We start from the raw sequence: 305 nt of genomic DNA on the forward strand, positions 1-305 counted from the left end.
TGGCCCGCGAAGCGGGACTGAGGGGTAGTGAATTCGTCAATGAATTTCTGACGCAGGACACTAGCGCCAAGTGGTGTCCCTGCTCTGGTGTCCTTCTCCACCCCCTCCTGTGCTACTCTTTACCTTTCTTTACCTTTCTCGCTTGCTCTTCGCTCGTGCTTCCTTTGCGCACTTCCTTTGCGCGCTTCCTTTGCGCAAGGATTTTTCGGAATCCTCCTTGAGCTCGTAGAATCCTTGCGCTAAGCCCTGTCCCAGCGCAAGGATTCCACGAAGTTCCCCTTCTTGCCGAGAAATCCTTGCGCTAA

This window comes from Bifidobacterium jacchi, assembly GCF_009078285.1.
Taxonomy (GTDB): domain Bacteria; phylum Actinomycetota; class Actinomycetes; order Actinomycetales; family Bifidobacteriaceae; genus Bifidobacterium; species Bifidobacterium jacchi.